Origin of the sequence: Marinomonas vulgaris (genome assembly GCF_018145875.1) — a bacterium.
Classification (GTDB): domain Bacteria; phylum Pseudomonadota; class Gammaproteobacteria; order Pseudomonadales; family Marinomonadaceae; genus Marinomonas; species Marinomonas vulgaris.
Map to the genome: position 1 here is coordinate 1 of NZ_JAGSSV010000036.1, position 12,069 is coordinate 12,069.

At 42.8% G+C, this 12,069-nt stretch carries 10 protein-coding genes and 4 pseudogenes; 8 read left to right on the forward strand and 6 right to left on the reverse strand.

Features of this window, described 5'->3' with window-relative positions:
- Window positions 1-73: 73 nt before the first annotated feature.
- Window positions 74-722 (forward strand): annotated as a pseudogene (locus J9B83_RS15040) (transposase); the annotation flags it as partial.
- A 300-nt stretch (window positions 723-1,022) separates the two neighbouring features.
- Here J9B83_RS15040 and bfr (J9B83_RS15045) read toward each other — a convergent pair.
- Both bfr (J9B83_RS15045) and bfr (J9B83_RS15050) read right to left on the reverse strand, forming a co-directional pair.
- Window positions 1,023-1,490, reverse strand: coding sequence for a bacterioferritin (bfr, locus tag J9B83_RS15045; protein ID WP_211537633.1), 468 nt, complete (start codon window positions 1,488-1,490; stop codon window positions 1,023-1,025).
- 1 nt (window position 1,491) lies between these two features.
- Window positions 1,492-1,962: a bacterioferritin gene (bfr, locus tag J9B83_RS15050; protein WP_211537634.1), complete on the reverse strand. Its 471-nt coding sequence runs from the start codon at window positions 1,960-1,962 to the stop codon at window positions 1,492-1,494.
- A 230-nt stretch (window positions 1,963-2,192) separates the two neighbouring features.
- On the opposite strand from bfr (J9B83_RS15050), the pseudogene J9B83_RS15055 reads away from it, so the two are divergent.
- A pseudogene (locus tag J9B83_RS15055) lies at window positions 2,193-2,291 on the forward strand (IS5/IS1182 family transposase); the annotation flags it as partial.
- Here J9B83_RS15055 and J9B83_RS15060 read toward each other — a convergent pair.
- Window positions 2,274-2,374 (reverse strand): annotated as a pseudogene (locus J9B83_RS15060) (IS66 family transposase); the annotation flags it as partial. The pseudogenes J9B83_RS15055 and J9B83_RS15060 overlap by 18 nt on opposite strands.
- Before the next feature lie 670 nt (window positions 2,375-3,044).
- On the opposite strand from J9B83_RS15060, the gene J9B83_RS15065 reads away from it, so the two are divergent.
- The 4 genes from J9B83_RS15065 to pdxR all read left to right on the forward strand — a co-directional run bounded on the left by J9B83_RS15065 (window position 3,045) and on the right by pdxR (window position 8,257).
- Complete coding sequence (locus tag J9B83_RS15065) at window positions 3,045-3,815, forward strand: sulfite exporter TauE/SafE family protein (RefSeq protein ID WP_211537635.1); 771 nt, start codon at window positions 3,045-3,047, stop codon at window positions 3,813-3,815.
- Window positions 3,816-3,819: 4 nt separating this feature from the next.
- A complete protein-coding gene (gene safD, locus J9B83_RS15070; protein WP_211537636.1) occupies window positions 3,820-5,190 on the forward strand; it encodes a sulfoacetaldehyde dehydrogenase SafD in 1,371 nt (456 codons plus the stop codon).
- A 25-nt stretch (window positions 5,191-5,215) separates the two neighbouring features.
- Window positions 5,216-6,607, forward strand: a complete 1,392-nt coding sequence (locus J9B83_RS15075; protein ID WP_211537637.1) for an aminotransferase family protein — start codon at window positions 5,216-5,218, stop codon at window positions 6,605-6,607.
- A 156-nt stretch (window positions 6,608-6,763) separates the two neighbouring features.
- Window positions 6,764-8,257, forward strand: coding sequence for a MocR-like pyridoxine biosynthesis transcription factor PdxR (gene pdxR, locus J9B83_RS15080; RefSeq protein WP_211537638.1), 1,494 nt, complete (start codon window positions 6,764-6,766; stop codon window positions 8,255-8,257).
- A gap of 77 nt (window positions 8,258-8,334) precedes the next feature.
- On the opposite strand, the gene J9B83_RS15085 is transcribed toward pdxR, so the two are convergent.
- Genes J9B83_RS15085 through J9B83_RS15095 form a run of 3 tightly spaced genes read right to left on the reverse strand, consistent with a single transcriptional unit; the run spans window position 8,335 to window position 10,423 of the window.
- On the reverse strand, window positions 8,335-9,192 hold the full coding sequence (locus tag J9B83_RS15085) for an ABC transporter permease (RefSeq protein ID WP_211537639.1): 858 nt from the start codon (window positions 9,190-9,192) through the stop codon (window positions 8,335-8,337).
- Window position 9,193: 1 nt separating this feature from the next.
- A complete protein-coding gene (locus J9B83_RS15090) occupies window positions 9,194-10,003 on the reverse strand; it encodes an ABC transporter ATP-binding protein (RefSeq protein WP_211537640.1) in 810 nt (269 codons plus the stop codon).
- Between the two features lie 30 nt (window positions 10,004-10,033).
- Window positions 10,034-10,423, reverse strand: coding sequence for a hypothetical protein (locus J9B83_RS15095; RefSeq protein WP_211537641.1), 390 nt, complete (start codon window positions 10,421-10,423; stop codon window positions 10,034-10,036).
- Between the two features lie 223 nt (window positions 10,424-10,646).
- Here J9B83_RS15095 and J9B83_RS15100 point away from each other — a divergent pair, with 223 nt between their 5' ends.
- Window positions 10,647-10,970, forward strand: a complete 324-nt coding sequence (locus tag J9B83_RS15100) for a helix-turn-helix domain-containing protein (protein WP_456238177.1) — start codon at window positions 10,647-10,649, stop codon at window positions 10,968-10,970.
- Window positions 10,960-11,995 (forward strand): annotated as a pseudogene (locus J9B83_RS15105) (type II toxin-antitoxin system HipA family toxin); the annotation flags it as partial. The gene J9B83_RS15100 and the pseudogene J9B83_RS15105, both read left to right, overlap by 11 nt.
- Between the last annotated feature and the right edge of the window lie 74 nt (window positions 11,996-12,069).

Genomic DNA, 12,069 nt, shown 5'->3' on the forward strand with positions numbered 1-12,069 from the left:
GTGAGTGACTTTTTGTGGTTTTTAACCAAATTAGGCATTCTGGGCACAATGCGAATTCTTAATCGCAGTTTCCTTAGAACGATGGCTTGAATCGCCTTACTACCAATACTTTTGCGGCGAGACCTTTTTCCAGCCCGATTTACCATGCCATCCGACCAGCCTGGTAAAATAGCGAAAACGGTTAGGAGAAGAAGGCTGCGAATGGCTGCTTACCCAGACGATACAAGCAGGTCTAAAACTAAAAGTGATCAAACCAGCGAGCTTAAAAAGAGTCGTAGTAGACACCAAGGTACAAGAAAAAATATCGCCTTCCCAACCGATGCCGAACATTACAGCAACGGATTCAAGTAACCGAAGAAAAAAACCTCACGTTAAGACAAACCTACGGCAAAACCTGCCATGAGTTAATGACAGGAATCGGACGTATGACCACACCAAACAATATAAGCGGATAAGAAAAGCGATTAAGCAAGTAAAAGGTTTTTTTAGGGCAAGTCCTGCGAGATGTCGATAGAGAAATAAAAAGACAAGGGTTAACACTCACCCAAACACAGGAAGACACACTTAACCAAGCTTATCGATTAATAAAAAATCGCCAAAGCAAAAATAAACTGTATAGCTTACGTGAACACAATGTGGACTGCATATCAAAAAGCAAAGCGCATAAACACTACAAATTTAATATAAAAGCCAACATAGTCGTTACCACAAAAGAGTCTTTTAAAGCAGCTCTATTGCGTCATGTATTTTGGTTCTTTTATAAGTCGAATATGGTTAACAATAACGTTTCTAATGATAAGGTCTAAAAATAACATAGGGTTATTATCTGAAACGCCATTGTTAAGGAACGATCGATTAAAGTTCCGTAAACAAGACTGAACGAACTTGTTTACGGGCTAAAATAATGAAGTAGGCAGCATTATTTATTTAGCAGGATTAAAGTCAATGACTAAAGTTAATTTTTTAATGGCAGTTACACTGACTACCGAAGTCACTAATATTTAAATATCTCCATATAGTTATTACATTTGCGTCTGAATATAGTTTGATAATCCTATCTTTTCAATCAAACCTAGATGCTGTTCTAACCAATAAATATGATCTGTTTCAGTGTCAATTAAGAGATCTTGTAAAAGTCGACGGGTAACATAATCATGTTCTTCTTCACAAACCCTAATGATTTCACGCAAACTATTAGCAACAATATATTCAGCTTTCAAATCATTTTTTAGAATCTGTTCAACATTATCACCAATAAACAAAGGGTCTCTTGATGCTGTGTCTGCTTTACCGTCCAAGAAAATAATACGCTCAATCAGACGCTGAGCATGACCAAGTTCTTCTTCGTACTCATGTTCAAGCTGCTTGTGTAGTTTGTTTATACCCCAGTCTTCGTAAAGCTTAGCGTGAGCAAGATACTGATCCATTGAAGTCAGTTCTAGTTTTAACTGTCTATTTAATAAATCGATAATTTTTGTATTTCCTTTCATCTTAGCACTCCATCATTGTTTGTTGATAATTTTCAATACCCAAATTCTTAATCAATAGTAATTGTGTTTCTATCCAATCTATGTGGTTTTCTTCATATTCTAAGATATCTTTTAATAACTCTCTACTCACATAATCATTCTCATATTCACATAAGCTAATTGCATCTCTTAAATCAGCTATTTGCTCAGAAACAATATTAAAATCACACTGCAAAATTTCTTGAGTATCTTGACCAATTTGGAGTTTTCCTAACTGCTGTAAGTTTGGAAGACCTTCTAAAAATAAAATACGGTTTATAAGCTCATCTGCTTGCTTCATATCTTTAATAGATTTTTTATAAGACTTCGAATTAAGCTCTTCCAATCCCCAGTTTTTAAATATCCTGGCATGTAAGAAAAACTGATTAATCGAAGTTAATTCATTTATTAGCACTTTATTGAGAATGCTTATTACTTTTATACTGCCTTTCATTAAAATTACTCCTTTTTTCCTGCATCATAAAATAACTTAAATATATTACAGGTTATAAAGCAAATTTAAAAGGTTCAAGACTGCCAATGAATTGAAAAAAAACTATATTAAGAACAAGCAATTAATATTGCTATAGAAGTTGACAATAAAGGTGCTTCTCTAAAGTGTTAGGGAATATGCGGATAAGTCCCGCGCATGAGACAATTCATTTTTAACCTTCGAGCTTGACCGTGTCACATCAACTCACTTTTGCCGACAGCGAATTCAATAACAAACGCGATAAAACACGCAAAGAGATTTTTTTAAAACGAGTGGATGTAATTAAGCCCTTGGTCAGCCTTTCCTATTTTGCCTTTAGGCTGCACGTCTTTGGCTTCTTTAAACTTTCGTCGGGCATGAGCCCAGCACCTAAACACGTTATCTGAAATTCATCACTGGCTTTTTGATACCACTCATAGCTATTGACCACGATGACTGGTGTGTCTGAGGATAAAACGCGCAATAGAACCGATTGGGCACGGCTGTCATTGTAGTGGAACACACACGTAGGTTGAGTACTCTTACCTTGCTTTAACTTGACATTAAGGTATTAAGGGTTGTTGTTGCGCTGTTTGCAAAATGCAGTTTGAGCAAGTTCAGATTCCTCAGAAACTTTAAACAGCTCGGGCTAGATATACTTTTGATAAGTCGCCATGACATGCTCCCTGAATAATAAGAAGCGAGAAGGTTAGCGGTTTGAGGACGTAATGGGCAGGTAGGGTTGGATTGGTGCTTACGTTGTGCTTAGACTGTGCGTTAATCTTGTTCTAGCACCTATCTGAGAAATTTTTTTATGTCTGTTTCACGACGCTTGTTGTTGAATTCGCTGTCGGCAAAAGTGAGTTGATGTGACAGAAATAGCTCTAAAATTCAAAGTGAATTGTCTTATGCACGGGGCTTATTCACATCTCCCTTTACTATTTATTATTTTTCATATGCTCCATTAATGCGCTAACAAAATAAGTGGCCTTAAGCTAATTCCAAACTGGACCTATGAAGGTTTTTTTCTAGTTCCTACACTGTCCTGACTTACTAGAACAGTGATGGGGCAACAAGAAATAATGGATGTAGTGTATTTATCAACTGAAAGCGTCATCTTGCTGTCCATGGCCATCGTTTTCGCTTCGGCGATCACATCTATTACGGGAATGGCAGGTGGTGTACTGATGTTTTCTGCCATGAGTGTCTTTATGCCAGTAAAGCCACTTATTGCGATTCATGGTGTAGTGCAAGTATTCAATAATGCCGCGCGTGGTTGGTTTCTGCGGGCGCATATTCGTTGGGCGATGTGCTTCCCCTTCTTAATTGGCACCATCATGGGTGCTGCATTAACCACCTTTTTTATTGTGCAATATGTCGGGCAATTTTTTCCCTTACTTATATTGGTGTTACTGATTGTTTACACCTTATTTAAACCAAAACGTCTACCTCAGGTAAAAATTCGCGACAAATACTATTTTTTGGTGGGTATTGCAACAGGCTGTATGGGTATTATTGTTGGAGCCATTGATCCACTGCTAGCGGTTTTTTTCATGCGTGATGATATGACGAAAGAGGAAATCGTTTGTAATAAATCCATGATGCAGTTATTTACCCATTTAACCAAAATTCCAGCGTTTCTATTTTTAGGTTTTTCCTTTTTTGACAATGCTTTTTTAATCATGGTGTTGAGTTTAGCGGCCATTTTTGGCGCTAAATTGGGCATTGTTATTTTACGTTATGTCAGCACCAGCGTGTTCTTTTTACTTATGAAAGCGGCATTGTTTATTGCAGCGGGTCGAATTATTTATCAGTTAATTCAATTAGGAGTGTAATGATATGAGTCAAGGATATTCTTTAGTTAATCCTTACAACGGTGACCTTTTGGGGGAGTATCAGTACTCCACTTGGTCTGAGATTGAAGAAAAGTTGGCATTATTAAAAGCGGGTCAAAAAATCCAGCGTAATACGGCAGCCTTTGAACGCGCCAATGTGCTCACTAAGCTGGCGACCTTATTAAAAGACAGTGCCGAAAAAATGGCCAAGCTGATTACCTTGGAAACGGGTAAAACCATTTCCGACTCACGCGTTGAAATGATACGAGCCGTTAACGCGACCATAGCCAGTGCAGAAGAAGCAAGACAGATCAGTGGCGAAGCCTTGGATTCCGATGCTTATGCGGCCGCCGGCGGTAAAATTGGTGTGGTGTGTTGGCGTCCTTTAGGAACAATTTTTTGTATTACGCCGTTTAACTTTCCAATCAATATTGCCATGCACAAAATTGGCCCTGCTTATGCGGCAGGTAATACCGTACTCTTTAAGCCTGGCCCACAAAACACCGCGTCTTCTCTGTTTTTGGTGGAACTGTGTTATGAAGCGGGCATAGCAAAAGAAGTGTTGCAATTCTGCATGCCACCATTGTCAGACCTAGATCGACTGAATGCTCACCCCGACATTAATGCGATCAACTTTACCGGTGGAACCGCAGCGGCCAATGCCATTTCAGCGGCGGCGGGTTACAAGAAGTTGTTACTGGAACTGGGCGGAAATGACCCATTGATCATCATGGACGATGCAAATTTAGACGCTGCAGCGACTTCGGCGATTAACCATCGTTTTGCTACTGCTGGTCAGCGTTGTACGGCGGCAAAACGCTTGTTTATACACGAAACTGTGTATGACAAATTCCGTGACATTCTAGTAGAAAAAAGCGCTGCTCTTATCGTTGGTGACCCGATGAAAGACGACACCTTTGTCGGTCCTGTTATTCATCAAGCAGCGGCGAATGAAATTCGTCAACGCATTGAAGCGGCCATCGAAGATGGGGCGACAGTCGCATTGGGTAATAAGTACGACGGAGCATTTGTTTATCCAACGATTCTTGAAAATGTTCGTGCTGACAGCGAAGTGATGATCGAAGAAACGTTTGGTCCTGTCATGCCGTTATATAAGTTTAATGAAGTGGAAGAAATCATTCCAATTATTAATAACACAGCATACGGTTTGCAAGCGGGTATATTCAGTAATAATTTGTCGGTTATTCGCCATTTATTTGAAGAATTAGACGTAGGCACATTAGCGACCAACGACGGGCCAGGTTTCCGTACTGAGCATTTCCCATTTGGTGGCGTTAAAGAAAGTGGTGTTGGCCGTGAAGGTATTAAATACGCCATTCGTGAAATGAGTTATACAAAAACTTTGGTTATTTAATACCATTATTTAGATAGAGGTGAATATGACATACGATGTAAATAACTTTGATTCTGTTGACGTAGTAAACAATGATCGCGACCACGTTTGGCACCATCTTGCACAGCATAAACCGTTCGAAAAAACCGGCCCTATGGTGATCGTGAAAGGCGAGGGCATGCGAGTATGGGATGCTAAAGGTAACGAATATCTTGACGCTGTTTCTGGTGCGGTTTGGACTGTAAACGTTGGCTATGGCCGCACTGAAATTGCTGACGCCGTGCGCGATCAATTGGTCACCATGAATTACTTTGCGCAAACCGCAGGAAACATACCGGCTGCGCAATTCTCTAAAAAATTGATCGATAAAATGCCAGGTATGAATCGAGTGTACTTTTCCAACTCGGGGTCAGAGGCGAATGAGAAGGCCTTTAAAATTGTCCGCCAAATTGCACACAAAAAATATGGTGGTAAGAAGACTAAGATTTTATACCGTGAGCGAGACTACCATGGTACAACCATCGCGACTTTGAGCGCATCAGGCCAACATGAGCGCCGCAATCAATATGGGCCATTTGTGCCAGATTTCATTGAAGTGCCACATTGCTGTGAATACCGTGCTCAAGAGGGTGCTGATATGAGCGAATATGGCGTTTGGGCAGCCAATCAAATTGAAAAAGTCATTCTAGAAGAAGGGCCTGAAACCATTGGTGCCTTGTGTCTTGAGCCAGTTACGGCGGGTGGCGGTGTGATAGAAGCACCAGAAGGTTATTGGCCACGGGTGGAAGAAATTTGTAAGCAATACGACATTCTCTTGCATATCGATGAAGTGGTATGTGGACTTGGTCGTACCGGTACTTGGTTCGGCTATCAGCACTATGGCGTGCAACCGGATATAGTGACCATGGCAAAAGGTGTAGCGTCAGGTTATGCTGCGATTTCTTGTACGGTGACAACCGAAGCGGTGTTTGAGATGTTCAAAGAAGATGACGACCCAAGAATGGCCTACTTTCGTGATATCTCTACATTTGGTGGCTGCACAGCGGGTCCCGCAGCGGCTTTGGTGAATATGGAAATCATCGAAAATGAAAAACTACTAGAGAATGTCTTGGTTCAAGGTGAGCACTTACAAACGTCTTTGAGAGGCTTAATGGCCAAGCATGAGATCATTGGAGATGTGCGTGGTAAAGGCTTACTTGTGGGAATTGAGCTAGTCAAAGATCGCACAACAAAAGAGCCTGTGGAAGAGAGTGTGGTGATGGCCATTGCCGGACATTGTATGGCGAACGGGGTGATCATTGGTCGTACTAACCGCTCCTTTAAAGAACTTAATAACACCATTTGTTTAGCCCCCGCATTGATTTCAACAAAAGAAGACCTAGACCTTATCGTTGCTGCCATCGATGAAGCCATTGCGGATACCGTTAGCAAAATGTAACTGTACGACAAAAGAAACAACGCAAGCCACAATGAGCACTCAATCATGTTGAGCCTCATAAGAAAAGCTCAGCATAGCATGCTGAGCTTTTGACGTTTCAGCCTAGTGGTATTCGTTGATGCTGTTTTTATAAATTGATTATGTGGATGTTTTGTTATGTTGCAACTTTTTCACCTTTCTCCCAGTAAAGAGGGCAGTCTGCAAAAGAGGCTTCGAGAACAGATTGCCAATGCCATTATGAACGGCAATGTGCCATTAGACTCGCCACTCCCTTCTAGTCGTAAATTGGCCAATCACTTAAAAATTGCCCGCAACACGGTGGTGCTCACTTATGAACACTTATTGGACGATGGATATTTAGTTGCACGAGATAGGAAGGGCTACTTTGTTAATCCGGATATTTTAAAAGGGCGCGTTGCGACCACGCAGATAGAGCCGAGTCACATTAAAGAGTGTCAGCTACCCGATTGGGAGCGACGTTTTAAAATGATGCCCACTAAGCAGACTAATATAGTCAAAGCCGCTGATTGGCAGTCGTATCAGTATCCTTTTATTTACGGGCAGTTTGATGAGAAGATTTTCCCCAGCGTAAATTGGCGAGAATGTTGTCGTGATGCCGCCAGCGACACCGCCTTGCATGACTGGGCATCTGATAATCACAACAACGACGATCCACGGCTCATCGAGCAAATACGTACACGATTATTGCCTCGTCGAGGTGTTTGGGCGTCTGCTGAGCAAATCTTGATTACGGTAGGGTCACAGCAATCCTTGTTTATGCTGGTGCAATTACTGCTGAACCAAGATTCCGTATTGGGGCTGGAAGAACCTGGTTATGTGGATGTACGCAATATTGCTAGCTTGTACTCTTGCCAGATAAAACCACTGGCCATTGACAATGATGGTCTTATAGTTGATGACCAGTTAACTGGTTGTGACCTGATCTACACTACGCCGAGCCATCAGTGTCCAACGGCAGTAACTATGCCGATTAACCGACGTTATGAATTGTTAAGCAAAGCTAGCAAAGACGATTTTTTAATTATCGAGGACGACTACGAAAGCGAAACTAACTTCAATAACAACCCCAGCCCTGCTTTGAAAAGTTTAGACACTAATGATCGGGTCATTTACATCGGCAGCTTATCCAAAACATTAGCGCCAGGTTTAAGGCTGGGTTACGTGGTGGCGTCCGAGCGTTTGATTCAGGAACTCAGGGCGCTACGCCGTCTGATGATTCGTCATCCTGCTACTAATAATCAGCGAGCAACGGCATTCTTTTTAGAGCGAGGTTATTACGACGCATTAATGAGGAATATCGCACGCAATTACCAAGCGCGTTGGAACGCGATGAACGATGCTTTGCACAAGTATTTCCCAGGCAGCTACAAAGCGCCGACCTTTGGCGGCTCTTGTTACTGGATTAAGGGGCCGGAGCTCTTAGACACAACCCGTTTACAAACCCTAGCGAAGCAAGAGGGCGTATTGATTGAGCCGGGCCACATACATTTTATTGACGCAACGAGCCGACCGAAAAACTACTTTCGCCTCGGTTTTTCCTCTATTTCTGCCGATAGAATTGAACAGGGTATTAAAATATTATCAGACATTATTCCCGATGCGCTGAATCATTCTTTAATTAGAGAGTGAAAAAGGTTAGAACAAAAAAATAGCATGCTACCTAAAGTAACATGCTATTTTTAACGGAGGTTGAGTCGTATAAAGTGCTAAGACTTACCTTTCCAAGGTACGAGCTTGGCTTCAATCTTTCTCATCAAAATATCAATACTATAACCAATAAGACCCACAATAATAACACCAAGAACGACGATGTCGGTGGCCAAAAACTTGCTGGCCACCATGATCATGTAGCCTACTCCAGAATTAGCGGCCACCAATTCTGCGGCGACAACGGTTCCCCAACACACCCCCATTGCGACTCGCATACCTGTAAAAATCTCAGGCAAAGAGTTGGGTAGAATAACGTGTTGTAAAATTTGTTTTTTGCTCGCTCCAAGAGAATGAGCCGCATGAATCTTGTTGAGCTTGATGCTGCTCACACCTGCTCTAGCTGCAATCACCATGATCCACAGGGCAGCAAAGAAGATCAGCAGTATTTTTGAACGCTCGCCAATACCAGACCAGATAATAACCAGCGGAATAAAAGCCAATGGCGGAATAGGGCGAAAGAACTCGACGATAGGGTCAAACCAGCCGCGTATTTTTTCTGACAAGCCCATGGCAAAACCGAGAGGGATACCTAACAGGCAGCCAAAACCAAAGCCAATTAAAATACGTGAGAGGCTGGCCCAAATATGCTCCCAAAGGGTGAAGCCACGATAACCTTCTTGAGAGATACTGATAAATTGCTGCCATACGGCGCTGGGGGCTGGCCAGAAAATGGGATTAATTAAGCCCAATTTGCTGCCCATGTGCCACACCAGAGCCAGTGATAGCACAGAAACAATACTCCAAAGTCGCCCTTTGCCAATGGCTTCGGTATCGCCAAAAGTGGAGATTTTTTGTGTCTGAATACCTGATTTGGTAAAGCCGATGTAGTCAGTAAAGGATTTTATTAATGTCATATTAGGCACCCACCGCTTGACTGTTTCCCATAATTTCTTCTTCCATTCCCCAGATCATGGACAAGATTTCTTCCCGCGTAGCGATAAATTCAGGGGATGTTTTGATGTCTCTTGGGTTCTGCGTTAGTCCCGCTTCTGCGAAAGGTAAGTTGTATTGCTTTTTGATGCGGCCAGGGCGAGGTGCCATGACAAATAAGCGCTCTCCTAAAAAGAGCGCCTCTTCAACACTGTGCGTGATTAAAATAATGGTCTTGCCGGTTTCTTTCCAAAGTTTGAGCACCAGGCTTTGCATCTTTTCACGGGTTAAGGCGTCTAAGGCCCCAAGCGGCTCATCCATTAAAATGATGTCGGGGTTGTTTGCCAAACAGCGCGCCAAGGCTACCCTTTGCTGCATACCTCCAGACAGTTCATACACGGCCTTATCACCGAAATCTTGCAAGCCGACCGTATCCAAAAGATCATTTACAATCGCATCGATTTCCTGTGCTGGCGTCCCTGCCATTTTTGGGCCGAAGCCTATGTTTTCAGATACTGTCATCCATTCGAATAGAGCTCCCTGCTGAAATACCATACCTCGGTCAGGGCCAGAGTGGATGAGAGTATGATCACCATTGGATACTCTGCCGGCGGTTGGAGCCAAAAAGCCGGCAATAATGTTTAATAACGTACTTTTACCGCAACCGGATGGGCCAAGAATAGCAAGTAGCTCGCCTTGTTTTAGGCTAAAGTTCACATTTTGTAATGCTTCTACTCGATTTCCGTTTGGTTCGTCAAACACCATAGAGATGTTACTGGCTTTGAGTTCAGACATTATAAATTCCTTAAACTGTGTGAATGACGATTAGTTAACGCTGCTAAAAAAGGTGGCGTTAATTGTGTGGCTGTAATCATCGAGTGCCGTTGGAATTTGGTTTTGTTCAACAAAAAAGTCAGCCACTTCCTTGAGGAAGGTTTGTACGCCACCGCCCATCCAATAAGGTGAGACATGTTGCGCAGTAAGAGGAAAGTAGAATAAATCCAAAATTTGATTGGAGTCGGCTAACGACAAGCCGGACGCTTTTGCAATGGTCGGTTGCAGCGCTTTAGGGTCTGCTTGATAGTCTGCGTTAGCATCATTGGTCACCTTTAGGAAAGCAGTGACCAGTTCTGGGTACTGTTTGGCAAATTGGTTGTTTGCTGAAATGACATCAAAAGAGCGAATGCCTAGGTCTTCTTGGGTTTCGGCAGTCATCAACACATTGCCATACTGCTTCATTCTTCTTAAAGAACCGCCCCAACCACTTGCTTATGGCTTTTACTAAATCTTAGTGGTTAGCAATGGAAAAACAGTGCCGTTTTTACACTGCTGTTAGTACTCAAAAACAGCAGTTTTGAAAGGCTTTATCAAGTATTTTTTCAACACTTCATTTAATAATGGATACAATAATATCCACTTTTTGTTTTACTTCGCTATAATGGATATAACTGTATCCATTTGGTCTTTGCGGATGAATTTTACCTTACTTGACGATACCGATGTAAGCCAAGCCTATGCGGCTTATTTACGTGAGTTACGAAAGCAGGCAAAGCTGTCACGAACGGCGCTTGCTGAGCGAAGCTGTGTACCTGCGGCCACCATTAAGAAGTTTGAGCTGACAGGGCAAATTTCCTTTCGCCAATTGCTGCTGCTTTGGCAGACACTTGACTCGCTAGATAGGCTCTATCAGCTCACACAACCGAACAAAGAGCGCTTCGCTATGCCGACTAGCATTGATGAGGTGCTAAAAGATGAGTTTTAAACCCATTCAAAAACTCACCGTAACCCGTACGTTAAGCTCAGGTGAACAGATAGCGGTAGGCGTCTTGGCGCAGAATCGGCAAGGTATTTGTTTTCAGTATGCTGATAGCTATTTTCAGAAGTTTGGCAATTTATCTCCTTTTACTTTGCAAGCGAATGCGCAAGTTCAAGCCGCACCTAGAGCGCCTCATCAAGGAGTACATGGCGTATTTGGAGATTGTTTACCCGATGGCTGGGGCATGCTGTTGCAAGATCGTATTTTCCGGCAAAAGGGCATCCTGCCTAATCAATTAACGGCGATGGATAGGCTGGCCTTTGTTGGTGATAAAGGCATGGGCGCATTGTCTTTTTCTCCGGTGTCTGAATTTTCAGCCACGACACAAGCCGATATTGATTTAGCCACCTTGGGGTTAGAGGCGCAAACGCTGTTTGACACCTCAATAAGAAGGTTTGTGCGAGGCGGTCTATTTGCAAATGGCGGAGCAAGCAAAGTGTCAACCACCGCTATGGCAACTCATTGAAGCACCACCCTCAAGCGGTGCGCCTGCGTGGTTAGCGCTTAAGCGTTTTGATTATATTACTGAACAGGCCGACTTAGGCAGCAAGCGCAGTACAGGTCGATTGCATATGCACAGCGCTTGCGGGCTGCTGAATGCAGACTTTAGAACGCCAAGTTTAGATTATATTGACTTGATAAAAGCTAGCCGTCAGTTATGTAAATCACCAGCTGCCGGGCAGCTGCAATTTCGCCGCGCCATTTTTAACCTGCTGTCGTCTAACCAAGACGATCACAGTAAAAACTGGGCGTTTTTGCAAGCGGATGATGGTCAATGGAATCCTGCACCTTTTTACGATGTTACCTACAGCCCACATCCATTCAACGAACACGCCACTGCATTCGGAGGTTATGGTAAAGCACCGCCGATTAAGGTGATGCAGAAGTTAGCCGCGAGTGCTGGTTATGGGAGCTGGCATGAGGCAAAGCATGTTATTAAAGAAGTTGCAGAAGCCATCAGCCAATTTAGTCGTCCCTGAATAATGGCGTTTCAGACAAGAAGCGCCATGCTATTTTTAGGTCTTTCCAGTAGAGAAATTATTTT

Bases quoted from the DNA above. Each gene is read 5' to 3' on its own strand.
- bfr (WP_211537633.1), bottom strand. From the start codon at position 1,490: ATGAAAGGAAATACAAAAATTATCGATTTATTAAATAGACAGTTAAAA.
- J9B83_RS15085 (WP_211537639.1), bottom strand. From the start codon at position 9,192: ATGACATTAATAAAATCCTTTACTGACTACATCGGCTTTACCAAATCA.
- J9B83_RS15065 (WP_211537635.1), top strand. From the start codon at position 3,045: ATGGGGCAACAAGAAATAATGGATGTAGTGTATTTATCAACTGAAAGC.
- pdxR (WP_211537638.1), top strand. From the start codon at position 6,764: ATGTTGCAACTTTTTCACCTTTCTCCCAGTAAAGAGGGCAGTCTGCAA.
- safD (WP_211537636.1), top strand. From the start codon at position 3,820: ATGAGTCAAGGATATTCTTTAGTTAATCCTTACAACGGTGACCTTTTG.
- J9B83_RS15095 (WP_211537641.1), bottom strand. From the start codon at position 10,423: ATGACTGCCGAAACCCAAGAAGACCTAGGCATTCGCTCTTTTGATGTC.
- bfr (WP_211537634.1), bottom strand. From the start codon at position 1,962: ATGAAAGGCAGTATAAAAGTAATAAGCATTCTCAATAAAGTGCTAATA.
- J9B83_RS15100 (WP_456238177.1), top strand. From the start codon at position 10,647: ATGGATATAACTGTATCCATTTGGTCTTTGCGGATGAATTTTACCTTA.
- J9B83_RS15090 (WP_211537640.1), bottom strand. From the start codon at position 10,003: ATGTCTGAACTCAAAGCCAGTAACATCTCTATGGTGTTTGACGAACCA.
- J9B83_RS15075 (WP_211537637.1), top strand. From the start codon at position 5,216: ATGACATACGATGTAAATAACTTTGATTCTGTTGACGTAGTAAACAAT.